We start from the raw sequence: 24,239 nt of genomic DNA, 5'->3' as shown, positions 1-24,239 counted from the left end.
TGAACTAACGGGCAAAGCGGATGGCTGATGAGCGTGAGGCTGGTATTGGGCATGATGGCCTCTCGAAGTGCCGCAAGGAACGGGCGATGTTGTTCCTGCGAACACATTAGTTCTGAACGCCGCTTTCGATGGGATGCGATGGCGCAAGAGCATGATGCGTTTCGGATAGGGCCTGTCGCCGCATCTGACGAAGGCTCGTCGCGAAGCGTCCGGCCGGAGCGTCTCGGCAGGGATGAGACCCGATCGGACGTTCCGGACGATGGCGCTCTCGGCATCACTCGCTGGACGGCGTTCGCGACCGCAATGGCTCTGATTATCTCAGCGCCTGTCGCCCGTTGGGTCCACCAAGCACATGCTCCTCTCGCAACATCCTGCGCAGAATCTTGCCGACGTTGCTCTTGGGCAGATCGTCCCTGAATTCGATCTGTTTGGGAATCTTGTATGGCGTCAATTGCGTCGAGGCGTGGGCGATGATGTCGGACGCGGTGAGGCTCGGATCGAGGCGGACGATGAACACCTTGACTGCTTCGGTCGTCCTTCCATCCGGAACTCCGATCGCTGCGCACTCCAGCACCCCGGGATGATTGGAAATGACCTCCTCTATCTCGCTGGGATAGACGTTGAAGCCAGATACGATGATCAGGTCCTTCTTGCGGTCCACGATTCTGATCGAACCGTCCGGTGACATGATGCCGATGTCACCGGTGCGGAAGTAGCCGTCTTCCGTCATCACCTGCGTCGTCTCTGCCGGGCGATTCCAATAGCCGACCATGACCTGAGGACCCCTGCCGCATATCTCTCCTGCCTCGCCGACGGGCAGTTCAGCGCCTTCATCGTTCCTGATCGAGATGTAGGTGGAGGGTACGGGCAGGCCTATCGTACCCGAGAACTCCTTGAGATCGGGCGACGTCGTCGTCAGCGTTGGGGCTGTTTCCGACAAACCGTATCCTTCGGATAGAACGCAACCCGTGACCGCCCTCCATCTGTCGGCGACCGCCTTCTGGGTGGCCATACCGCCGCTGATGGCGATCCTGAGCTCCGAAAAATCGAGCTTCCCGAAGTCGGGGTTTTGCAGCAGGCCGTTGAACAGAGTGTTGACCGCAGGGAAGATGTGAACCTTGTGCCCGCGCAACGTTTCGACGAAGCTAGGAATGTCCCGCGGGTTGACGATCAGAAGGTTGGTGCCCCCGGCTCTCGTCGAGAACAGGAAACACACAGTGAGGGCGAAGATGTGATAGAGGGGGAGAGCGCAGACGGTCAGCAATTGCTCGATCCCAGGAGACCTCTCGAGGGTCGGCTCGGTCCACGCTTGAATTTGAAGAAGATTGGCGACCATGTTTCGGTGAAGAAGCGTCGCGCCCTTCGATACCCCCGTGGTGCCGCCGGTGTACTGCAGGAAAGCGGGATCGTCAGGTCCGATGTCGGGCCTCTTCAACGCTAGACGACGCCCCTGAGAGAGAGCTCGGTTGAACGTTACCGCCGTCGGCAGGTAGAACGCCGGAACCATCTTGCGGAGGCGGCGCACCGTGAAGTTCACGATCGCCCCCTTCATTCCGAGAAGGTCGCCCATCGCCGCCACGACGATGTGCTTCACCTTCGTACGCGGCAGCACTGCCTGCAGCGTCGTTGCGAAGTTCTCGAGTATGATGATCGCTTCAGCGCCGGAGTCGTTCAGCTGATGCTCCAACTCGCGCGGCGTGTAGAGCGGATTGACGTTCACGACGATGAATCCGGCGCGCAGCACAGCAGCGATGGCGACCGGGTTCTGCAATACGTTGGGCATCATTATGGCCACGCGCGCCCCGCGCTCGAGCCCCTGCTTCTGTAGATGGGCGCCGAGTGCGGCCGACATGTCGTCGAGTTCGCCATATGTCAGAGCGACGCCCATGCAGAGCGCGGCGCGTCTGTCCGAGAAGGCGGCGAAACTCTCCTCGAAGATGTCGATCAACGAGGAATATCCATGCGTATCGATGTCGGCCGGTACGCCCGACGGATAGTGTTCTAGCCAGATCCTGTTCATAGTCCCCCCTGCACGGCCGCTTTGCGGTCTCGTAGATCGTTCCCGGCACGATGTGCCGGGCCTTCAGTGTTCCGCTCTGCCGGTCCCGTCGGGCACCCGCGCGCAGGCCTGCCGCCAGCTAGGTCCTTCCGCGATCTCGTTTCGCAGCGGAGATGACCTCGCGACCGAGAGCGCTTGTCCTCGGCATGGCTTGAGCGAGGGCCAACGCGCCCACCATGCGGCAGACCACGTCGATGGCCTCGAGCCGGGAGTCCGGTCCGTCCGGCAAAAGTCTGACGACGGAGGAGATCATGCGTTCGACCCCGTCGGCGAACACCTCCCGAATGTCGTCCGACTGGCGCGCGACCTCTCCGGCCAAAGCGGCCGCCGGGCACGACGAGCCGGGCGACGAGCGCGCTTTTTTCGAAACGTATACGTCGATGAAGTCCTTTATGGTCTCGGCTCGCCCGCGGAATTCGTCCATCTGACGAAATGCGTGCTCGACGGCCTCAAGAGCCAACGCTTCCTTCGATTCGAAGTGATTGTAGAAGCCGCCGTGCGTAAACCCTGCGGCCTTCATTAGCTTCTCGACCGAAACGCCGTCGAAACCCTTCTCCCGAAAAAGCCTGGACGCCTCGGCGACCACCCTCTCTCTGTTTTCCCGCGCCTGGTTCTCGGAGATACGCATGAGGATGCTCCCACTGTTGTTATGATTTTACACGTCATCAATAATGATTGACAAGCCCATCGATGGTGATGATCATCATTATCGACAAAGTGCCAATTGTGCCTGAGGGAGCGGAGACATGCCTTTCTGGAAGATCTATCATCCTGTGGGAGCGTTCACGGCGGATGACAAGCGCGCTCTATCGCAGCGCATCACCGAACTTTATCGCGGACTGCCGAAGTTCTACGTGATCGTGGTTTTCCAGCAGGTAGAGCCGGAGTCGTTCTACATGGGCGGCGAAGAGGCGAAGAACTTCGTCCGGATATGGGTGGATCACATCGCGAGGTCGTTTCCGCCCGACGCCAAGAAAGCCAAGTACAAATGGATGGGATGGGCGGAGAAGGCACTGGCACCCTACATCAAGGACCGTGGCAGGGACTGGGAAATACACATCGACGAGACGCCGTTCGATCTCTGGCAAATCCAAGGCATGCCGGCGCCCCCCGCCAATTCGGAATGGGAGAAGGTCTGGCTCGAGGAAAATAGGCCCGTGCCGTATCCCATCGAAGAACCCGTTTGAAGTCCGGAGGACGATATGAGCTACTCTAAGGGTGTTGCCGTTGTGACGGGTGCTTCCTCCGGTATCGGAGTCGCGTACGCCGAGCGCTTGGCGGCGCGCGGCTACGATCTGGTTCTCGTCGCTCGGCGCGAAGACCGCCTGAGGGAGGTCGCCGATCGGATCGGGAAGACCGCCGACCGCAAGGTCGAGATATTGATAGCGGACCTGGCTCAGACATCGGACCTGGAGCGCGTCGAGGCGCGTCTGTCGAACGACGATATCCAGATTCTGGTCAACAATGCGGGACTGGGCGCGCTAGGCCCAGCGGCGAAGGTTTCCGCCGATGCTCTGGATCGGTTGATCAAGATCAATGTTCAATCGTTGACCCGTCTGACCCGCGCCGTCCTGCCGGGTTTCCTCGCGCGCAATTCCGGGATCGTCGTCAACATCGCCTCGATGATAGCTGTGATGCCAACACCGTCTGGGGCCGGCTACTCCGGATCCAAGGCGTACGTGTTGAATTTCAGCCGCTCGCTTCAGATGGAACTGGCCAAGACCGGTGTCATCGTCCAGGCTGTCCTGCCCGGGCCCGTGCGGACGGAATTTTTTGAAGCTTCAGGCATGACCGCTGCGCCATTTCCCGACGAACTGTTCATGTCCGCCGACCAGTTGGCGGATGCGGCCCTTGCCGCTTTGGACCAAGGCGAGCTCGTTTGCCTGCCCTCGCTGCAGGATCTTTCTCTCTGGGACACCTACGAGGCGGCGCGTGTCGCGCTGAGCCGCGCGCTCATGCAATCCGGGCAACCCGCCCGTCGCTACTCCGCAATGGTCGATGCGGGTGGGCCGAGATAATTCAGCGGTGGGCCCATCGTCGCTCGAAGACGGGGCCGAGCGGAGGAACGATGTCGGCGAAATCTCTTACCGCAAGGTCGGAGCATTTCAGAAGGGTAGCCGCTAGAATCGGAGCCGAGGCGCTCCGTGAAGCGGATAACGAGCGTATGTTGCGGCTTCTCCACCAAGCACTTTCGTGGATAGCTCTGGCGGAGAACGAAGAGCTGCTGAATTCGTCGGGCGCCGATTGCATCGAGGATCACTTCAATTGACCGGCTCACCGACCTGACAGCGAAACCGTCGGTCTGCCCGGCCGACGGCCCCGGCTATACATGGAAGCCGGCCACCCGAGGTAGCGAGCGCTGTCTATGCGGACCACCTGCGGAAAATGACGCTCGCATTTACGCCGCCGAATCCGAATCCGTTCGAGATCGCGTATTCCATCGCATGAGGCCGAGCCGCGTGCGCGACGAAGTCGATGCCGTCCGCGGCAGGATCGGGATCTTGTAGGTTGAGCGTCGGCGGCGCGACCTGGTCTCGAAGTGCGAGAATCGTGAAGATCGCCTCCAGGCCGCCAGCTGCGCCTAGAAGGTGACCTGTCGCCGATTTCGTGGCGCTGACTGCTATTTCGCCGTTGCTTCCGAAGATCGCCTTGATGGCGGCGACTTCGCCGAGATCACCGACCGGAGTGGACGTTGCGTGGGCGTTCAAATGTCGAATGTCCTCCGGTCGGATTCCGGCCTGCCGGATCGCGATTTCCATCGACCGTCTGGCACCATCGCCGTCTTCGGCGCCGGACGTGATGTGATGCGCGTCGGCCGACGTTCCATATCCGACAAGCTCGGCCAGCGGCTCGGCGCCCCTTTCAAGCGCATGGTCGAGCGCTTCTATGACCAGAATGCCGGCACCTTCTCCCATCACGAAGCCGTCGCGTGCCTGGTCGAACGGACGGGATGCCGTGGACGGAGCATCGTTGAAATGCGTCGAGAGGGCGCGGGCGGCTGCAAAGCCTCCGAGACTCACCTCGTTGATGCATGCCTCCGTGCCGCCGCAGACGGCGACGTCCGCTTCTCCCGCTCTGATGAGGCGGGCTGCATCGCCGATCGCCTGCACACCGGCGGCGCACGCCGTGACGGGTGCGCCGAGCGGACCTTTGAGGCCGAAACGGATGGAGATTTGTCCCGCCGCGAGATTCGCCAGAAAGGACGGAATCGTGAAGGGCGATAGGCGACGGACCCCTCGCTGATCGACGGTCCGGACGGCCTCCGTGATCGCCGGAAATCCCCCGATGCCGGATGCGATGATCGTAGCGGTACACTGCTGCTCGATAGCGGAAAGCGGTGCCCAATTGGCCTGCGAGAGCGCCTCTTCGGCCGCCGAGAGACCGAACAGGATGAAACGATCCATCTTGCGCTGGTCCTTCGGCGGCACCACGACATCCGGATCGAAGCCATGCCCGGCTTCTTCGGACTTCGCTGGAACGGCTCCGCCGATCTTCGCCGGCAGATCCTTTACTATCTGTTCCGGCAATCGCCCGATTCCGGATTCGGACGCGAGCAATCGTGACCAGCTCTGGTTCACGCCGGCCGCAAGCGGGCTTACCGCGCCCATTCCAGTAACAACGATACGTTTCATCGTGCTCCTCGTTCGGTCATGCGGCCGCGGCGTGGGACGGCGTAACGTGGGTTTCGCCACTCGGAGAGGATGAGCTCTCGACGGCGTTCGGCTTGATGCGGAACCATGTGGCGTAGAGAGCCGGTAGAAACAGCAGGATGAGGATTGTACCGACCGCCGTGCCACCGATAAGGGTGTATGCCATCGATCCCCAGAAAACGGAGTGGGTGAGCGGTACGAACGCCAGCACCGCCGCGAGCGCGGTGAGGATCACCGGCCTCGTACGCTGAACCGTGGCCTCAATGACCGCGTGGTAGTCGTCGAGTCCGGCGGCCTGATTCTCCTTGATTTGCTCGGTGAGGATCAGCGTGTTCCGCATAAGGATGCCTGCAAGACCGATCAGACCGAGGATCGCGTTGAAGCCGAAGGGCTGATTGAAGATCAGCAGCATCGGAACGACGCCGGCGAGTCCGAGTGGGCCCGTCAGAAGCACCATGAACATGGTGGAGAAGGATCGTACCTGCAGCATGATCACGATGAGCATCGCGGCGAACATGGCCGGGAAGATCTTACCGAGCGCATCGTTTGCTTTGGTCGCCTCCTCGATCGAGCCGCCGGTCTCGATCCGGTATCCGGCGGGCAGCGACGCGATCAAGGGCTGCAGGGCTTTCATCACATCCTTCGACACCTCCGGCGGCTGTGTCGATTCGTTGATGTCCGAACGGATGGTGATCGTTGGTGTGCGGTCGCGACGTTTCATGATCGGTTCTTCGAACTTGAATTCCGAATGGCCGACCTGGTCGAGCGGGATCGGGCGACCGTCCCGGCTCGTGAGCGAGAAATCCGCGAGCCGCATCGGATCCAACCGCTCGCTTCCCGCGCTGCGGGCGACCACCGCGACGTTCCTGATGTTCTCGCGAACCTGTGTGACGGTGACGCCGGTCAGGAGGAACTGCATCTGCTGTGCCGCTTCGTTCGGGGAGAGCCCGATGAGATTCAGTCGATCCTGATCCGGCACGAACCTCAGGACTGGCGTGCGATTGCCCCAGTCGCGATTGGCCTGCCGGGCATCCGGCACGGACCTCATGATATCGAGCGCCTTCTCGGAGATCTCGTAGAGCTTGACGGGGTCGGGCCCCATGAGACGGAATTCGACCGGGAACGGAGTGTACGGGCCGAACACGAGCTGCGTGACGCGGACGGACGCTTCGGAAGCCAGTCCCTGAGCGACCGCCGAACGCAAGCGGGCCTTGAGCGCTTCGCGGGCAGCTTCGTCTGGAGTGAGAACGACGATCTTCGCGAACGCCGGATCCGGGAGTTCCGGAGACATGGCGAAGAAGAAGCGCGGAGCCCCCTGACCGATATAGCTCGTCACGATGCGCGCTTCCGACTCGTTCTTGAGCCAGTCCTCCAGCTTCGTGACCGTTGCCGTCGTCGTCTCGATGCTCGTGCCTTCGGGAAGGCGGACCTCCACCAGGACCTCGGGACGGTCCGAAGTAGGGAAGAACTGCTGCTTGACGCCGCCCATTCCCACCACGGCCAACGCGAACGTTATGCCGACGATCGAGCAGGTTACGAATTTGTGGCGCACCGAGAGTTCGATCAATCGCCTGAGGCGTTGGTAGTTCGGCGTTCCGTAGATCGCGGCGTGTCCGCCCGCCACCGGCTTGATTTCGGGCAACATTTTGACGCCGAGATATGGCGTGAAGACGACCGCCACCAGCCAGGAGACGATGAGCGCGAAGCCGACCACCCAGAATATGTTGCCGGCATATTCGCCGGCGCTCGAACGGGCGAAGCCGACGGGCAGAAAGCCCGCGATTGTGACGAACGTCCCGGACAGCATCGGCGCCGCCGTGTGGCTCCACGCGTATGCCGCCGCCTTGATGCGGTCCATTCCCTCTTCCATCTTCACGACCATTACTTCGATCGCGATGATCGCGTCGTCGACGAGCAGACCAAGCGCGAGGATCAGCGCCCCGAGCGTGATGCGGTCAAAGAAGCGGCCGGTTTCGAGCATGATGAGGAAGACGACCGCGAGCGTTAGTGGAACGGCCAATGCGACCACGATACCGACGCGCCATCCGAGACTTACGAGGCTAACGAAAAGCACCACGCCCAACGCCATGGCGAACTTCAGCATGAACTCACCGACCGCGGACTGGATGTTCACGGCCTGGTCGCTGACCTTGTCGAGGGTCATGCCGAGCGGAAGCGACTTCGTAACCTCCGCACGCTTGTCTTCGAGCGCGGTGCCGAGATCGAGGCCGTTCCATCCCTCCTGCATCACGACCCCGAGGAGGATGGCGGGTTCGCCCTGGTGACGTATCAGAAAGGTCGGCGGGTCCTCGTAGCCGCGTCGGACTTCGGCGACGTCCGACAGCTTCAATGTGCGCCTTCCCGCCACGATGGGAGTGTCCGCGATGGTCTGGAGGCTGTCGTAGGCACCATCGAAGCGGATGAAGACCTGCGGCCCGCGCGTATCGATCGAGCCCGCGGGAGTCACCGTATTCTGGCGGCGTAGGGCCGCCGCGATGTCCGGGGCCGAAACCCCAAGTGTCGCCAACTTGGCGAACGAGAATTCGACGAAGATCTGCTCGGGCCGTTCGCCGACGATATTGACCTTCTTCACGCCGGGAACGTGGAGCATGTCCTGGCGGATGGTTTCCGCCTGACGCACGAGATCGCGCATCGGCAATCCCTTGGCTTTGAGGGCGTACAGTCCGAAGCTGACGTCGGAATACTCGTCGTTGACGAATGGTCCCATGACGCCTGGCGGCAGGTTGCGTGCCTCGTCTCCAAGCTTCTTGCGCGCCTGGTAAAACTCCTCCTGCACCTTGGAAGGAGGCGTGGCATCCTTGAGCGTCACCGTGAGAAACGCGTATCCGGGCCTGGTCGTGGTCTCCACTCGGTCGTACCAGGTCAGTTCCTGGATGCGCTTCTCGAGCGGTTCGGCCACCAGCTCCTGCATCTCGCGCGCGGTCGCACCGGGCCACACAGCGGTCGCCGTGAGGGTCTTGATGGTGAACGATGGATCTTCGGCACGACCGAGCAGGGCGAAAGCGAAAACGCCGGCTGCCGCCAGGAGCATCATGAAGAAGAGGGTGACGGATCGCTCGCGGACCGCGAGCGCGGACAGATTCAGACTCATCGTGCGTCCGCCTTTTCCGTCTTCGTGCGAACGCTCGCGCCGTCGCGGAGAAGATGCGCGCCGAGCGCGACCACAGGTTCCCCGGGACGGATTCCGGTGACGAGCGCGGTCTCCTCTCCGACACGGAGCAACTTGATCGGCTTGAAGTGGACGGTCGCGGAGTCCGCGTCGAACGACCAGACGCCGACCTTGCTGCCGTCGTCGAATATGGCACCCACGGGGATTTCGAGACGCTCCGAAGCCTCTGCGCTGGCTAGTCGTATCGTAACTGTGGCTCCGAGAGGCGCCTCCGCGGCATCGCCTTCCAGCACGTAACGTGCCTCGTAGGTGCGCGTGAGCGCGTCGGCGGAGTCCGAAAGAGTCCGTAGCCGGGCCGACCAGCTGCGCTTTTCTGTCCCGTAGACGACCGCTCGTGCATGAGAGCCGACCGACGGCCGGACGTTTTCCGGCAGCGACACGATGGCCTCACGAGGACCTGCCTGCGCGAGGCGAACGACCGTCTGGCCGGCTGCGACGACTTGGCCTGGCTCGCCCAAAGTCTCGACCACGGTGCCGTCGACATCAGCGGTGAGAGTCGAGTAGGCCGCCTCATTCTCGGCCACCCGTGCCTCGGCTTCGGTAGCCGCGGCCTGAGCTGTGGCGCTATCGAATGCCGCCTTCGCCTGTTCGTAGCGCTGGCGGGTCGCGAACCCGCTCTGGACGAGCGTCGAATATCGCTGCTCGTCGGCGGTCGCCTGAACCAGCATTGCGCGCGCCGCCGCTGCGGCGTTGCGTTTGGCCGTCAGAGCCAGCCGAAGATCGTTTTCGTCGATGCGCAGCAGCGGTTGTCCTTGTTTCACCTGCTGGCCTACATCGACATACCGTTGCACGATCTTTCCCGGCACCCGGAAACCGAGGTTGCTCTGAACGCGAGCCCCGATCGACCCGGTGTAACCGCGCTCTGCGGTACCCGCGCTTTTCGCCTCGACGACCTTCACGAGCGGTTTGGCGGATCGGGGATCGATCTCTTGGGGCTTCGAGGACGCCCCTTCCGTCAACAGCAGGGCGGCGACGCCTCCAGACGCCAGAGCGACTACGGTGCAGGCGACGAGAAGGCGCTTTCGTTCCATGACAGGTTCCTTGGGCGAACCGCCCTATTTTAGATTACGTTCGATATGATTATCATATTAAGATTACGAGCACAATCTAAAAGAGATGTCATGGCTACTCCTCTTTTGGTACCTGGCCGGCTGGACATTTATCATTATTATCGTAATGTTTTTAAGGCGCCGACTGCAATAGCTCAGCCGGCAGCGATTTACTCCCAGACTTTGGCTCATGCCCCGGTTACGGCGTGGGCTTTCTTTTATTGCGCCATCCCCACCGTTTTTGAGCAACACAGCGAACGTCGTGCCAGAACAGCACGCGGCGCCCCCATCGATTACCGGCAGGAGATATGGCATATGATCCTTTGAGGATGCTCTTGGCCCGATCACGCCAACAGCGATGGCCGGAGTCGTAGATCCGGAGTTAGGCCAGGCTCGATATCATCGTATTCATGATGGATCGTCGGAAGCGATTCGCTCTCGAACGCTCCGCGTGAGTGGACCGAACGGCACTTTCGCGGTGGGAGTTGGCTGCCGTCAACCGGCCGTCCGATATCGTCCCTCCTAACGATCTCCGACGTTTTCGAACGCTGGTCGAGATTGGTCTCGTCGGTGCCTGCTCGTCAGGTTTACGAGCATCTTTAATCCGTGGTCGGTAAGCTGGAAAGCTCGTTGGTGCGACCTGCCAAGGATGGCGGAAGTTCCTTTCGCGTGGACGTGAAGATGAGCATGGCTACGAGTGCCCATGCACGCTGCCGGCCGCCGAAGGCGGCCGGTTCAGCCAGCGAGTCAGGGGAAGAATACCCGCAAGCCGGCCTCCGAAGCATACAGATCGTTCACGTCCGTATGTCGGTTCGTCAGCACGGCTCGCTGATTTACATAGGCCTTGTCGGTGATCTCTCCGGCTCCCAGGGACGGCGGGTCGACCAGGAGCTTCACCGCCCCGATGCGAACGCTGCTGCCCACCAGTCCGTTGTACGCCCCGATCTTGGTCCGGAGGAAGTCGATCACGCCGGGATCTCGCGTCAGGTCCTCTACGTTCGGTGAGGCGGCATACTGCTTAGCCTGCACGGGATTGAGCCAGGCCAGGACCGCGCAGTGTTCGCGGTTCTCGCCCGCGATGACGACGTCTTGGAAGAGACCCTTCGAAACGCCGACTATCGCGGCGCGAAGTTCGCCCGCAATCACCCACGTGCCGTTCGCGAGCTTGAAGTTCTCGGACAGGCGCCCGGTGAACCGCAGGCCCGACGATGGTTTCTGCGGGTCGAGAAACGCGACCGTATCGCCGACACGATAATAACCTTCCTCGTCGAAAGCGTTGCGCGTCAGATCGGGCTGGCCGAAGTATCCCGGCGTCACATTCGGTCCACGGACGCGGACCTCGAAGCTCTCGCCTGCCGGCACCAGCTTCACCTTCAATCCGGGACCGGGGAGCCCCAGTTCACCCGGCAGCTCCGTAGCCCAGTGCGTCGTGCAGATCGTGGGCGCGGTTTCCGTCGTCCCGTATCCTGACATAACCGGTATTCGCCTTCCCGTGCTGCGCACGGACAGCTCATAGAGCTTGTCCAGAGTGGACTGAGCTATCGCTGCTCCGGCGTAGGTGATGCGTTCCAGCCTTTTGAAGAAGGTCTGGCGCAATTGCTCGTTTTCCTCCAACGCCTCGCACAGGAGCGTATAGCCGCCGGGAACGTTGAACATGGCGGTGGGCGACACGGAAGCCAGGTTCGCTACGGTTTTGTTGAAGAGCTGTGGTACGGGCCGCCCGTCGTCGATGTAGAGAGTGCCGCCATTCTTCAGGATGCCCTGAAGAATGACGTTGCCTCCCATCGTGTGGTGCCATGGGAGCCATTCGACCTGGACCGGCGGTTCGACGGTCGGCGCCAAGAGACTTCCCATCTCCAACGCGCACGACATCATCCGGTGCGTGTTGATGACGCCTTTCGGCAGTCCCGTGCTTCCGGATGTGAACAGTATCTTGGCCGGGGCGTCACGATCCATGGAGCGACGGCGATCCTCGAACTCGCTTCCCACCGCGGTCCGATAGAGATCCGCGATCGACACGACCCGGTCGTCGTATCCTTCTCCGGCGGTTATCCATAGTGCGCTGCCGAGCTCGGGAACGTCGCGTGCCGCGCCGAAGGTCTTGAAGTTCTGCACGAACACGAAGGACGGTAGGATCAACCGGGCGATGTCGGACAGACGTGCGATGCCGCCGGGCATGAGCGTGTAGTTGGGGGAGACGGGAACGGCGACCATGCCGACCGTCATGGCGGCGAATTTGACGATGGCATGCTCGATCGAGTTGCCGGACAGGATCGCCACCTTGTCTCCGAGGCCCCCGCCACGTTCGAGCAGCGCCTGCCCGACGGCGCGTGTCCGCCGCCACATCTCGTCGTAGGATATCGTCTCCCAATCCGAGCCGACCCGCTGCGCGAGGAAGACCCGATCTGGCGCCTTCTCGGCCCAGTGCGGCAGCCAGTCCGTTACGTTCCACTCCGGCTCGACGAAGGAGATCGGGGATGTCAGCACCAGGCACCCGTCCTCCCGCCGCTCGACATCGACTTCTCTCGGGGCGAACTCCACCGGCCGCACGTGTCGTTCGGCAACTGCCGCGGTAGCGATCATTCGTGTTTCCTCCTGCCCGTGGGCGAGCGTTCCTCGAAACGAGAGCGCGTTGACCCGCGCTTTCTCACATGCGGCGCCGCGTGCGGCGCCGTTAGCCGGTGTCAGAAGCGACTGAAATCAGGCTGGCGGCGTTCTGCGAAAGCCGCGAAGGCCTCGCGTGCCTCCGCGGTTTGTAGCCGCTCCTTGAAGATCGCGCCTTCCTCTTCCATGCGCACCAGTATGCTGCGGTCGCCTCGCATAAGGCGTTTGGTCGCGCGAAGCGAACCGGCGGCCTTCCCCGCGAGAGTGCGCGCGGCGCCGAGCGCTCGGCTGCGGAGTTCGTCGCGCTGCACCACCGCATTGGCGAGACCGCTGGCTAACGCGTCGGCAGCGGTCATCGGCTCAGCCAGAGCGAACATGGCGAACGCACGCGCGTGACCTATGCGTGCGGGCAGCAGGAGGCTGGATGCGGCCTCCGGGACCAGCGCGAGATTCACGAAAGGCGTGATGAGGCGAGCGTCTTCCGAGAGATAGACCATGTCGCAATGTAGCAGCATCGTCGTGCCAACGCCGACGGCATTGCCTTGGACCGCAGCGACCACCGGCTTGTCCGTCGTCGCGAGATTGCGCAAGAAGCGGGCCGGAGCTCCTTCTCCATCGCTGTTTCCGCTCGATTGACTCTGGAAGTCGGCCAGGTCGTTCCCTGCGGTGAAGCTGTCCCCTTCGGACTGGAAGAGGACCGCCCTTACGAGATTGTCTTCTCGCGCGCGTTCGAGACCGGCGGACAGGCCGTCATACATCGCTCGGGTCAGCGCATTCTTCTTCTCGGGTCGGCACAGCGTCAAGATGAGGACGCCTTCGTGAAGTTCGGTCGTCAGATTTCCGCTCATGGTTCCTCCCGCTGAAGTTCGGCCGATGCGACCTCGGCCGATCCGCCCGTTCGCACGCTATCCGGCGGCTGCCGTCTGAAGCGGTCTATCGTGGGTCGCATCCAGAAAGCCTGTCAGGCGGCGCCGGACGATCTGTTCCGCCTCCGACATGATGCGGTCGATCAGTTCCTTGACGGTAGGGATGTCCTTGATGAGCCCGACGACCATGCCGCAGCTCCACGCGCCCGCGTCCATGTCCCCATCGACCATGACCTTCGGATAGACGCCCGCCACCTCGTCGAGGATGTCCTCGATCTTCAAGGCGGCGCCCTTCTGCCGCTCGATCTCGATGAGACGATCGACGCCGGCGTTCTTGAGCACGCGTTCGGTATTGCGGAGCGGGCGCATCACGATGCGCGTATCCAGCTCGGTGGCGGCGACCAGTGCCTTCTTGACGTTCTCGTGGACAGGCGCTTCCTTGGTCGCGATGAACCGCGTTCCCATGTTGACGCCTGCGGCTCCGAGAGCGAGGGCAGCGACGAGACTGCGCGCGTCGGCCATACCGCCCGAGGCGATGAAGGGAATTTTCAGCTCCTCGGCGGCGCGGGGCAGCAGGATCATATTGGGCATGTCATCTTCGCCTGGATGGCCGCCGCATTCAAATCCGTCCACGCTCACCGCATCGCAACCGATCTGCTCCGCTTTGAGCGAGTGCCGCACCGATGTGCACTTGTGGATCACCTTGATGCCCGCCGCTTTGAGTGCGGGCATGTACTGTTCCGGGCTGCGTCCAGCGGTTTCGACTATCTTGACCCCTCCTTCCCGGATCGCGGCGATGTATTCCGGATAGGGCGGCGCGTTGAACGTCGGAAGGAAGGTTAGATTCACGCCGAAAGGTTTGTCGGTGAGGTCCCGACAACGCGCGATCTCCTTGGCGAGCAGCTCCGGCGTCTTCTGTGTCAGGCCCGTGATGATTCCCAATCCGCCCGCGTTCGAGACGGCGGCGGCGAGTTCCGCGAAGCCGACATAGTGCATGCCGCCTTGCACGATGGGATGTTCGATACCGAATAGCTCTGTGATGGCTGTCTTCATCTGTTACCTCGTGTGGACGATCGGAGCGGCACGCCGCGGATTAATGGACAATCTCAAGAAGTCCGGCAGATCCCATGCCGCCGCCGACGCACATGGTGACCACCGCATATTTCGCCTTGCGGCGACGGCCTTCGATAAGGGCATGGCCGGTCAGCCTCGCGCCGGTCATTCCGTAGGGGTGGCCGACGGCGATGGAGCCTCCGTTCACGTTGAGCTTCTCCGGGTCGATACCAAGCTTGTCGCGGCAATAGATGACCTGGACCGCGAAGGCCTCGTTCAATTCCCAGAGATCGATGTCGTCTACGCTCAGGCCGTGACGTTTGAGAAGGCGGGGGACGGCCAGGACCGGCCCGATGCCCATCTCGTCCGGTTCGCAGCCGGCCGAGACGAAGCCGCGGAAGATCCCCAGAGGCTTCAAACCCTTTTGTGCCGCCAGCTTGTCGCTCATGATCACCGACGCGCTTGCGCCGTCCGACAGTTGGCTCGCGTTGCCACCCGTCACGGTGAAGCCCGGGCCCTTCGCCGGCTTGAGACCGGTGAGACCCTCCAGAGTCGTATCCGGGCGAGGGCCTTCGTCGGTAGCCAGCGTGACGTCCTGCATGGAGACTGCGCCGGTCGACTTATCGACGACGCCCATCTTCGTCTCGATGGGAGCGAGTTCGTCCTTGAAGCGCCCCGCCTGCTGCGCTGCGGCGGTGCGCCTCTGACTTTCGACGCTGTACTCGTCCTGCCGGTCCCGCGAAATCCCGTATCGCTTTGCGACGACCTCGGCGGTGTCGAGCATGGCGATGTATGCGTCGCCCTTGATAGCCTGAAGCTCCGGATCGACGGCATGCCACATATTGAAGTGTTCGTTCTGGACGAGACTGATCGACTCGCCGCCACCGCCCACCGCCACCTCGACTCCGTCGAACACCACGGACCGCGCGGCGAGTGCGATGGCCTGGAGACCCGACGCGCATTGCCGATCGATCGTGGTACCGCCTACGGAGACCGGCAGTCCGGCCCGGAGAAGTGCTTTCCGCGCGATGTTGGTGCCCGTCGTGCCCTGCTGCATGGCGCAACCCATCACGACGTCCTCCACTTCCGAACCTTCGATGCCGGCCCGCGAGACCGCGGCCGAGATCGCGTGGCCAAGGAGCGTCGCTCCCTCGGTCAGATTCAATGCGCCCTTATAGGCTTTGCCTATCGGCGTACGAGCCGTCGACACGATCACCGCTTCCGTCATATTCGCTCTCCCATTTGCGCGAAGTGCCGCGTCTTTCCTTATGATCGCCCCGCTTATGCGGCGCGTGCGTACCGTTTGAGGTGAAAAGCGGAGTCGCCAAAGGCGATGTCGATCGCTCCGATCCGCTTGAAATAATGGCCCACGTCGAGTTCGTCGCTCATGCCCATGCCGCCGTGCAGCTGGATCGCCTGCTCCCCTACGAACCGGGCCGCGTAGAGCACCTTCGATTTCGTGCCGGCTGCCAGCTTGGAAGCTCCGTCGGGCGACGTCAGGGAAAGCGTCAGATGCTGGCTCAGCGAGATGGACTCCTCCAAAGCCACGAACATATCGACCATGCGGTGTTGCAGGACTTGGAACGTGCCGAGCGCCACGCCGAACTGTTTTCGAGTCTTGCTATATTCAAGAGTCGAGGCGTTGAGCTCGGCCATCGCGCCCACCGCTTCTGAGCAAAGGGCGCCTATCGCGCGGTCCCGGCACGCTTCCAGCATGCGGCTCCCCTGACCCGCTTTCCCGAGCATGTCGGCTGCAGGCACCCGAACGCCCGCGAGACTGATCTCCGCTGCGCGCCGCCCATCGATGGTCTTGAACGACTGGAGGTGCAGGTTCGCAGCCTGCCTGTCCACGATGAAGAGGCTGGTGCCGCCGCGGTCGCGACGGGCGCCGGAAGTTCGGGCGGAGACGATCAGCTTGTCGGCCCAAGGCGCCCCGACCACGGCTATCTTCGTACCGTCGAGGACGTATTCGTCGCCTTCCCTGCGCGCCGTCGTCTCGACGTCGTAGAGCTCGTATCGCGACTTTCTCTCAGCCCAAGCGAGCGCCCACACGGCGTCGCCGGAAGCGATCTGCGCGAGATGCTCCTGCTTCTGGCCCTCGTCGCCTTCGGCCTCGATCAGCCCTCCCGCGAGGACTACGGTTTCGAAGAAAGGCTCGACGACCAGATGGCGGCCGAACTCCCGCATGACGATCATCGTCGCGACCGGTCTCGCTCCCAATCCTCCAAATTCCTCCCCCAGCGGCGCCGCGAGAAGCCCCATGTCCGCAAAGGCCTTCCAGTGGTCCCGGCTCCACCCCTTCTCGCTGGCGACAATCTTGCGCCGCGTCTCGAAGCTGTATTTGTCCTTGAGGAGCCGCTGCACGCTGCTCTTGAGCAGCTCCTGCTCGTCGGTCAGTCGGATGTCCATGGAATGCCCTTTCCGGTCAGAGACCAAGCACCGCTTTCGCGATGATGTTTCGTTGGATCTCGTTCGATCCGCCGTAGATGCTGAGCTTTCGCGAGTTCAGAAACTTCTCGGTGGCGGTGTGGCCATATTCGGGACCGGGCATGAACCTGTTCGGACTCGCGGGCTGCTCGCGCAGTGCTAGCCCGTCGTTCCCGATGGCGGCATGGGTTAGATTGGCGATCCGCTGAAAGATCTCCGTTCCTCTTATCTTGAACAGCGAAGCCGCCGCGCCCGGCTCGATCCCCCGCGACATCTGCGAGACGATCCGGAGCTCGGTCGCCTCGAGTGCGAGCAGGTCCAATTCCACCTTCGCGATATCCAGTTCGAACTGCGCAGCGGCCGGGTCTTCGTCGTCGATCTCGGACTTCACGATCGACTTGAGCCGTTCCAGGTACCTCGTCGAGCGGCCGATGCCCGCCATGCTCGTCCGCTCGTTGCCGAGGAGAAACTTCGCGTAGGTCCAGCCCTTGTTTTCCTCGCCGACGAGATTTTCGACAGGCACTCTGACGTTCTCGAGGAAGACGTCGTTCACCTCGTGCGATCCGTCGATCGTTATGATCGGACGGACGGTCACGCCCGGCGTCTTCATGTCGATCAGGAGAAACGAGATGCCCGCCTGCGCCTTGGCCGACGGATCGGTGCGTACGAGACAGAAGATCCAGTCCGCGTGCTGCGCGAGGGTCGTCCATGTCTTATGGCCATTGACGACGTAGTGATCGCCGTCCCTGACCGCCTTCGTGCGGACCGAGGCGAGATCCGACCCCGCGCCCGGCTCGGAATATCCCTGACACCACCAATCATCGCCCGAGAGGATCCGCGGAAGAAACTTCTCCTTCTGCGCGGCGGTACCGAAGGTGTAGATGACCGGCCCCACCATGGTCACGCTGAAGGCGAGCGGAGGAAGCGTGCCGGCGCGCGTCGTCTCGCGCTCCCAGATGAAGCGCTGTGTCAGCGACCACCCCGGACCGCCATACTCCTTCGGCCACAGGGGAGCCACCCATCCCTTCTTGTGGAGCACCTTGTGCCAAAGCAGGGATTGCTCCTTGCTGAGATCGGTCTCGGAGTTGGGGACACGCATCTCGCTCGGATAGTTGCCGGCGATGAAGGCCCTCACTTCGTCGCGGAAGGCCGCGTCTTCATTGGAAAGCTCGAGCTCCATGTGCCGCCCCTACCACTTCTCGCCGAACGGACGGATTTCCTGTTCGAAGGTCCAGGCGTCGCGTGGCTGCTGGTAGATCTGCCAATACGTCTCCGCGACGGCGGCGGGGCGCATGAAGCGATCCGTGTTTTCGAGTCCCTCCGGCCCTTCGCGCTGCACGATGAGGTTTCTGACCCACTCTGTGTCCACGCTGGAGTCAATCACGAGATGGGCGACGTGGATGTTCTGAGGTCCGAGTTCGCGCGCCATCGATTGGGCGACGGCCCGGAGGCCGAACTTCGCGCTGGCGAAGGCCGCGAAACCCTTGCCGCCGCGCATGCTCGCGGTGGCGCCGGTGAAGAAGATGTTGCCCTGGCCCCGCGCCAACATGTGACGCGCCGCCTCCCGTCCCGCCAGGAAGCCCGAGTAGCAGGCCATTTCCCATACCTTCCGGAAGACCCTCTCCGTCGTGTCGAGGATCGGAAAGTTGACGTTGGCGCCGATGTTGAAGATGCAGACTTCGAGCGGGGCTTCCGCGTCGGCGTCGGCGATGAACTTGACGACCTCCTCCTCCTTCCGCGCGTCGAGCGAACGCCCGAAGACCTTGCCGCCCGCGGATTCGATCTCCTTGATGAGCGGCTCAAGCTTCTCGCCCTGTCGTCGGCCGACGAACACGGTGAAACCTTCGGCCGCGAACTTCTTGGCTATTTCCCCGCCGATGAAGTCTCCTGCCCCGATGACGACGGCGCTCGCGTTGCGTTTGCTCAAGTTCGTTCTCCCTATGCTGCCGTTACATCGTCGTCCGACCGACTAGGCACGTAGCGTCTCGGCCAGTTTGTGTTTCAGGATTTTGCCCGTCGAGGTCGCCGGCAAGGAGGCCATCGCGATGATCTCGGTCGGACGCTTGTATGCGGTCAGTCGCGACCGGGCATGCTCGGCCAGTTGCTCGACGCTCGACTTCGTGCCGGCGAGGAACTGTACGAAGGCGACCACTTCCTCGTTGCCTTCGACGCGCCGCCCGACGACAGCACACTGGACCACGTCGGGATGCGAACTCAGGATCGCTTCGACCTCGGCGGGATAGACGTTGAAGCCGGACCGGATGATCATCTCCTTGGTGCGGCCGACGACGAACAGGGCGTCGTCGGCGAACCTTGCGAGATCGCCGGTGTTGAACCATCCCTCCGGATCGACGACGGCCGACGTCTGATCGGGAGATTTGTAGTAGCCGAGCATGACGTTCGGGCCGCGCACGTGCAGTTCTCCCGTGTCGCCTCGACCATCCTTCGTCGCAGGGACGATCCTGGCCTCGATCCCCGGAAGCAGTTTCCCGACGGAGTCGTCATCGCGGGGTGCGCCAATCCGGACGCCCGAGATGCCCGGCGAGCATTCCGTGATCCCGAAGCCGTTCAGAAGCGGGAGTCCGAACGCGGCCTCGACGCGCCGCTTGAGATGGATGTCGAGGGGAGCGCCGGACACTCCGGTGAAGCGCAGCTTGCCCGCATCGAGACGTTCCAGCCCGTTCGAGGCCATGTACTCCAGCACCCGCTGGTAGGTCGCGGGAACGCCGCTCAACATGGTCAGCCCCTCCTTCGAGACCGCCGCAATGAGGGCGGCGGGATCGAACCTCGAGGAGAGTCTGATCGACGCACCGTTCTGGAAGGTCATGACCAGCAAAGAGATGCCGACGATGTGCGAGACCGGCAGTACGCCATAGATCCTGTCGACGGCGGTTATGCCGCGAACGGCGGAAGTGACGCCGGCGCTGTACAGCAGGTTGCGGTGGCTCAGCATGACGCCCTTCGGCGTGCCGGTGGTGCCCGAGGTGTAGATGAGGACGGCGACCTGCTTCGCGCCGTCCTCATGCGTCGGCTCCGCCGTCGCCGTCTGGTCGACCGCCGAGAGCGAGAGACCTTCGAGCGGCCCCGTGGAGCAGTGGCGCGCCTCCGCCAGCTCGGCGTGCGCCGCCGCGTCCTTCGACGATCGTCCCGCGAACACGGTCATCCTCGCGCCGCTGTGGCCCCGTATTTGCGCGATCTCGCGGGAGGACATTCGCGGGTTCACAACGATGGCCCACGCGGAGCATCGGCTTGCGGCGAAGATGAGCGCGGCGACTTCGTTACAGTTTTCGCCGACGATCATGAGACGATCTCCCGGCCGCAGCCCTTCGTCGCGCAGGATGCGCGCCATGCCGGCGACAGCGGCATCGAGCTGCCGGTAGGTCCAGGACGTTCGGTCGTCGGACAACGCCGGCCGATCGGGCGTTTCGAGGCATGCCCTGTCGATGGCCGTATGCAGACGTTCCGGAACGGTCGCCAGAACGTGCTTTGCGATGTCTTCTTCGCTCGTGGCCGACAAGGCTGCCTCCTCCGCTCGGAGAGCGGACATGCGTTTACATCGACAACGACTTGACCCGTCGTTCAGCGAGTTGCTCAACGATTGAGTCCTCGACGTCGCGCAGCTGATCCTTTCCGAAGAACATCTCCTCTCCGACGAAGAAGGTGGGCGAGCCGAAGGCTCCGCGTTCGACGGCGTCGTTCGTGTCTTCGATCAGCTTCTTCTTGACGTCGTCCTGCTGCGCGCGCGCCATGATGGCTTTGGCGTCGATGCCCGAAGACTCGAATGCGGCGCGAAAGACCTCCGGATCGTCCATCTTCTTGGGCTCTTCCCACATGTGGTGGTAGGCAGCCCGGAAATACTGCTCGAACACTCCCTCGAACTGCGCAGCCACTGCGCCGCGCATCAGCGCGAGCGTATTCACCGGGAAGAACGGATTGGACTGGAAGTTGGTGATCCCGTGCTTGCGCATGAACCGCTTCATCTCGAGCGCGGCGTATTCCGGCTTGTTCTTGATCCCGAGAAGGCTCTCCGCCGGCGAGCGGTTTCCGGTCGCCTTGTAGATACCGCCGAGAAGAATGGGTCTGTATTCGAACGATACGCCGGTCCGCTGCTCGATGCCCCCGAGCGCGCGCTCCGCCAGATAGGCGTTAGGACTGCCGAAATCGAACTGGAATTCAACCTTGAGCGGCGCCTTCATCGCTTCCTCCTGGGACGTCTTGCCATTTTTTCGACGTCTATAGTTCTATTTTAGAACTGTCAATCCGCCTTCCGACGATTTCGCGCCCAGATCGCGTGATTTCGGCTAGACCGTTGTTTTCGGCGGGGTACCGATTTAGAATTACCGGCGGCGTCGACGTTATGGGAGATTGCGAACGTGAAGTGGGATACGCTGGAGGAAGAGCCGTGCTCCGTGGCGAGGACGGTCGCCGTGATCGGAGACCGCTGGAGCCTGATGATCTTGAGGGAATGTTTTTTGCGCCGGCGTCGCTTCGACGAGTTCCAGTCCTCGCTCGGCATCACGAGGCATCTGCTCGCCGAACGTTTGAAGAAGCTGGTCCGCTTCGGCGTGCTTCGGCGTGATCCCTACATGACCTCGCCGAAACGATACGAGTACCTCCTCACGCAGAAGGGTCTCGACCTGTATCCGATCATCATGGCGATCGTCCATTGGGGCAACGTTCACATGGTCGATTCACGCGGCAAGCCCATGCTTCACGAGCACAAGAACTGCGGGAAGATGTTCGACGCGATCATGGTCTGCTCCGAATGCGGCGAGCCTCTCAACGCGAAGCACGTCCACGTCCATCCGGGGCCGGGCGTCAAACATCTGCGCACGGCCGCTACCGAAGGCGAATCCGGGCGCCAGGTCGCCGCGAAACGCTCGAAATCCGCTTGATGCGTCCGGCCGGATAATCACGGGCTTTTTGCTCTGCAAAGCGGTATCCCCCGATCCAAGCGAGCTCCGGTCTTCCGTACATACTGCGCCCCGCCGCGCCGTTGGGCCGTCCGCTATGGCCAGCGACGAACTGAGCCGCCGCGCCACGCGCGAAGACGTCTTGAGGACATCAACAACGCGCGCCCCCCCACGCGTGATCAGATAGATTTGCGTTGACCGACATTCGCGGCACTGGAATGTCCGCAGGTCTCCCGTCGGAAGGGGTTCCGGGCCTTCTCCCATTTTCGCCAGGAATCGACGGCCCTCACGGAGGGCACACTTCAGCAAGCCGATAACCGGATGTCTGAGCGCTCGCACGGCAATTCTTTCCGGAAGGATTGGGCGGGAGCAATCTTCTCTCAGTCACCGATATCGCCGCGGATCGGACGGTGAGCCAGCCTATACATTCGCCCGAAAGAGGCGGCCACGCGCCGCCAACCGTCTTGCGAGTTCTAAAAAAGAACTATAGCGTGAAATCCTCAATGACAATGCGGCGCCTCGATGCGCGCGTAAAAAGGGGGAAGCATGTTACTGTCAAGGATAGGTATTGCGACGGCTTGCGCCGGGCTTGTCTTGGCCTGTGCCTCGGCGAGGGCGGCGGACGCGCCGGGCGTGACCGCCACCGAAATCAAGATCGGCGGGATCTTTCCGTTCAGTGGGCCGGCCTCCGGTCTTGGAGCGGTCGGCAAAGCGATCGTCGCCTACGTCCAGTCGGTAAACGACAGGGGTGGGATCAACGGTCGGAAAATCAACTATATCGCCCTCGACGACGCCTACAGTCCGCCCAAGGCTGTCGAACATGCGCGTCGCTTGGTGGAGAGCGACGAGGTCGCGTTCATTTTCGGTCAGTTGGGTACCCCGGGCCTGTCGGCTACGGCTAAATATTCGAGAGCGAAGGGTGTCCCGACGGTCGGAATTTTCAGCGGAGCGAGCAAGTTCACGAACGTAAGCGAATATCCGCTCACGACGACGGGACTGGTGAGCTACGACACGGAGGGTCGCATCTACGCGAAGTATCTCAACAAGACGCTCCCGGGCGCGAAATACGCGATCCTCTTCCAGAACGACGATCTCGGGAAGGATTACGTGGCGGCCTTCAAGGGTTTCATGAAGGATGACTTTGACAAGCGCGTGGTCACGGCCAGCTACGAGGTAACCGAACCGACCGTGGATTCGCAGATCGTGAACCTGCGGAGCAGCGGAGCCGAAGCGCTCTTCATAGCAGGAACTCCCAAATTCGCCGCGCAAGCGATACGCAAGACCATCGAAATCGGTTGGAAGCCCACTTTGATCCTGAACTTCCCGTCCGGGTCGATCTCCACGTTGAAGCCGGCCGGTCTCGACAAGTCGGTCGGCGTCATGGTCGGCACCATCAATAAGGATCCGACCGATCCGAAATGGGAGACCGATCAGGGCGTCAAGGATTACCGAGCCTTCTTCTCGAAGTATCTTCCGGGCGCAGATTTCGAGAACACGAGCTATGTTTCCGGATACATGCAGGGCATGATCCTCGAGCACCTGCTTAGGCAGAGCGGCAACGATCTTTCGCGGGCGAACATCCAGAAGCAGGCAAGGTCGCTGAAGGATCTGGAGCTACCGACCGCCGCGCCCGGCGTGAAGGTCTCCACGAGCGACACCCGGAACATGTTCTGGGCCAAGATGCAGATGCAGCGATGGACCGGCACAAATTGGGAGCCGTTCGGTCCGGTCTTGGACGGCAGCCCGGACTGATAGGGCATCGGGGCCGTGGCCGCGTGGCCCGGCCCCGTGTTCGGATCACGTCCGACGAAACGATTGTGTCCCGACGCCATACCTGCCGGAGCGGAGATCTTCGGCCTGCGCCGATAGCCCCTCGCGCGTCGCGACGAGGATTTCCTGCGAGAGTGCACCCTTACCCGTGGCCCGGGCCAACACGAGGGCTCCTACCATCGCCGAAAGAGCCACGAGGGCATGTTTCCGCACACCCGCATTCTCTCCTTCGGGACGCCTTTCCGAAAGGACTCCGATCATCTCCTCCAATTTCGCGGCGTAGGCTTCATGAATCGCTCCGCTCTCGCGGGCGATCTCGGCCCCCATCGTCGCGACCGCGCATCCGTCGGCGAGATTGTCTCGATGTCGTGGCGTCAGATACGCGTCCACCACGCCTTTCAATCTGTGGGTCGGAGTCGGTCCCCGCGCCGCTTTGCGCCATCGCGCCACGGACTGGTCCATGGCGTGGGTGAGCGCTTCGATGAAGAGAACGTCTTTCGACTTGAAGTGCTGATAGAAACCTCCGTGCGTCAACCCGATCGCCTTCATGACATCGACGACGCCGGCTCCGCGGCTCCCTTTCTCACGAAAGAGAGCAGAAGCAGCCTTCACGATGCGGGTATGCACCGCCGACTTATGTTCCTTCGAGTAGCGCATA

General features: G+C 62.2%; 20 protein-coding genes. 5 read left to right on the top strand and 15 right to left on the bottom strand.

Annotated elements, in window-relative coordinates; genetic code table 11:
- Window positions 1-313: 313 nt before the first annotated feature.
- Together SFY93_RS12855 and SFY93_RS12850 are read right to left on the bottom strand one after the other, a co-directional pair.
- A complete protein-coding gene (locus tag SFY93_RS12855; RefSeq protein ID WP_320447384.1) occupies window positions 314-2,020 on the bottom strand; it encodes a long-chain-fatty-acid--CoA ligase in 1,707 nt (568 codons plus the stop codon).
- Window positions 2,021-2,138: 118 nt separating this feature from the next.
- Complete coding sequence (locus SFY93_RS12850; RefSeq protein ID WP_320447383.1) at window positions 2,139-2,687, bottom strand: TetR/AcrR family transcriptional regulator; 549 nt, start codon at window positions 2,685-2,687, stop codon at window positions 2,139-2,141.
- A 118-nt stretch (window positions 2,688-2,805) separates the two neighbouring features.
- Here SFY93_RS12850 and SFY93_RS12845 point away from each other — a divergent pair, with 118 nt between their 5' ends.
- Window positions 2,806-3,246, top strand: coding sequence for a tautomerase family protein (locus SFY93_RS12845; protein WP_320447382.1), 441 nt, complete (start codon window positions 2,806-2,808; stop codon window positions 3,244-3,246).
- Between the two features lie 15 nt (window positions 3,247-3,261).
- On the top strand, window positions 3,262-4,077 hold the full coding sequence (locus SFY93_RS12840; RefSeq protein ID WP_320447381.1) for an SDR family NAD(P)-dependent oxidoreductase: 816 nt from the start codon (window positions 3,262-3,264) through the stop codon (window positions 4,075-4,077).
- A 345-nt stretch (window positions 4,078-4,422) separates the two neighbouring features.
- On the opposite strand, the gene fabF is transcribed toward SFY93_RS12840, so the two are convergent.
- From fabF to SFY93_RS12825, 3 genes are read right to left on the bottom strand one after another with little or no spacing between them, the layout of a single operon-like run.
- Window positions 4,423-5,691, bottom strand: a complete 1,269-nt coding sequence (gene fabF / locus SFY93_RS12835) for a beta-ketoacyl-ACP synthase II (RefSeq protein WP_320447380.1) — start codon at window positions 5,689-5,691, stop codon at window positions 4,423-4,425.
- 16 nt (window positions 5,692-5,707) lie between these two features.
- Window positions 5,708-8,821, bottom strand: a complete 3,114-nt coding sequence (locus SFY93_RS12830) for an efflux RND transporter permease subunit (RefSeq protein WP_320447379.1) — start codon at window positions 8,819-8,821, stop codon at window positions 5,708-5,710.
- Window positions 8,818-9,930, bottom strand: coding sequence for an efflux RND transporter periplasmic adaptor subunit (locus tag SFY93_RS12825; RefSeq protein WP_320447378.1), 1,113 nt, complete (start codon window positions 9,928-9,930; stop codon window positions 8,818-8,820). The genes SFY93_RS12830 and SFY93_RS12825 overlap by 4 nt, the downstream gene beginning before the upstream one ends.
- A gap of 90 nt (window positions 9,931-10,020) precedes the next feature.
- On the opposite strand from SFY93_RS12825, the gene SFY93_RS12820 reads away from it, so the two are divergent.
- Window positions 10,021-10,275, top strand: a complete 255-nt coding sequence (locus SFY93_RS12820) for a hypothetical protein (RefSeq protein WP_320447377.1) — start codon at window positions 10,021-10,023, stop codon at window positions 10,273-10,275.
- A 420-nt stretch (window positions 10,276-10,695) separates the two neighbouring features.
- On the opposite strand, the gene SFY93_RS12815 is transcribed toward SFY93_RS12820, so the two are convergent.
- The 9 genes from SFY93_RS12815 to SFY93_RS12775 form a co-directional block, all read right to left on the bottom strand.
- Window positions 10,696-12,531, bottom strand: coding sequence for an AMP-binding protein (locus tag SFY93_RS12815; protein ID WP_320447376.1), 1,836 nt, complete (start codon window positions 12,529-12,531; stop codon window positions 10,696-10,698).
- Between the two features lie 101 nt (window positions 12,532-12,632).
- Window positions 12,633-13,400 carry an enoyl-CoA hydratase-related protein gene (locus SFY93_RS12810; RefSeq protein ID WP_320447375.1) on the bottom strand — a complete coding sequence of 256 codons (768 nt, stop codon included), beginning with the start codon at window positions 13,398-13,400 and terminating at the stop codon, window positions 12,633-12,635.
- A 57-nt stretch (window positions 13,401-13,457) separates the two neighbouring features.
- Window positions 13,458-14,471, bottom strand: coding sequence for an NAD(P)H-dependent flavin oxidoreductase (locus tag SFY93_RS12805; RefSeq protein WP_320447374.1), 1,014 nt, complete (start codon window positions 14,469-14,471; stop codon window positions 13,458-13,460).
- 40 nt (window positions 14,472-14,511) lie between these two features.
- Window positions 14,512-15,699: an acetyl-CoA C-acyltransferase gene (locus SFY93_RS12800; RefSeq protein WP_320447373.1), complete on the bottom strand. Its 1,188-nt coding sequence runs from the start codon at window positions 15,697-15,699 to the stop codon at window positions 14,512-14,514.
- A 53-nt stretch (window positions 15,700-15,752) separates the two neighbouring features.
- Window positions 15,753-16,880 carry an acyl-CoA dehydrogenase family protein gene (locus SFY93_RS12795; RefSeq protein WP_320447372.1) on the bottom strand — a complete coding sequence of 376 codons (1,128 nt, stop codon included), beginning with the start codon at window positions 16,878-16,880 and terminating at the stop codon, window positions 15,753-15,755.
- 16 nt (window positions 16,881-16,896) lie between these two features.
- Window positions 16,897-18,078 carry an acyl-CoA dehydrogenase family protein gene (locus SFY93_RS12790; RefSeq protein WP_320447371.1) on the bottom strand — a complete coding sequence of 394 codons (1,182 nt, stop codon included), beginning with the start codon at window positions 18,076-18,078 and terminating at the stop codon, window positions 16,897-16,899.
- Between the two features lie 9 nt (window positions 18,079-18,087).
- Window positions 18,088-18,825: an SDR family oxidoreductase gene (locus SFY93_RS12785; RefSeq protein ID WP_320447370.1), complete on the bottom strand. Its 738-nt coding sequence runs from the start codon at window positions 18,823-18,825 to the stop codon at window positions 18,088-18,090.
- Window positions 18,826-18,867: 42 nt separating this feature from the next.
- Complete coding sequence (locus tag SFY93_RS12780) at window positions 18,868-20,415, bottom strand: class I adenylate-forming enzyme family protein (RefSeq protein WP_320447369.1); 1,548 nt, start codon at window positions 20,413-20,415, stop codon at window positions 18,868-18,870.
- Window positions 20,416-20,449: 34 nt separating this feature from the next.
- Complete coding sequence (locus tag SFY93_RS12775) at window positions 20,450-21,094, bottom strand: 2-hydroxychromene-2-carboxylate isomerase (protein WP_320447368.1); 645 nt, start codon at window positions 21,092-21,094, stop codon at window positions 20,450-20,452.
- Between the two features lie 177 nt (window positions 21,095-21,271).
- Here SFY93_RS12775 and SFY93_RS12770 point away from each other — a divergent pair, with 177 nt between their 5' ends.
- A complete protein-coding gene (locus tag SFY93_RS12770) occupies window positions 21,272-21,793 on the top strand; it encodes a winged helix-turn-helix transcriptional regulator (RefSeq protein ID WP_320447367.1) in 522 nt (173 codons plus the stop codon).
- A 564-nt stretch (window positions 21,794-22,357) separates the two neighbouring features.
- Window positions 22,358-23,563, top strand: coding sequence for an ABC transporter substrate-binding protein (locus tag SFY93_RS12765; protein ID WP_320447366.1), 1,206 nt, complete (start codon window positions 22,358-22,360; stop codon window positions 23,561-23,563).
- 45 nt (window positions 23,564-23,608) lie between these two features.
- Here the strand turns inward: SFY93_RS12765 and SFY93_RS12760 are convergent, their stop codons facing one another.
- The gene (locus SFY93_RS12760) at window positions 23,609-24,238 is read right to left on the bottom strand and encodes a TetR/AcrR family transcriptional regulator (protein ID WP_320447365.1); all 630 of its coding nucleotides are present in this window, start codon (window positions 24,236-24,238) and stop codon (window positions 23,609-23,611) included.
- Between the last annotated feature and the right edge of the window lies 1 nt (window position 24,239).

It is taken from the genome of Tardiphaga sp. 42S5 (genome assembly GCF_034044155.1).
In the GTDB taxonomy this organism is placed as follows: domain Bacteria; phylum Pseudomonadota; class Alphaproteobacteria; order Rhizobiales; family Xanthobacteraceae; genus Tardiphaga; species Tardiphaga robiniae.
Note: the sequence above shows the minus strand (reverse complement) of the source record. Positions and strands in the feature narration are given on the sequence as shown.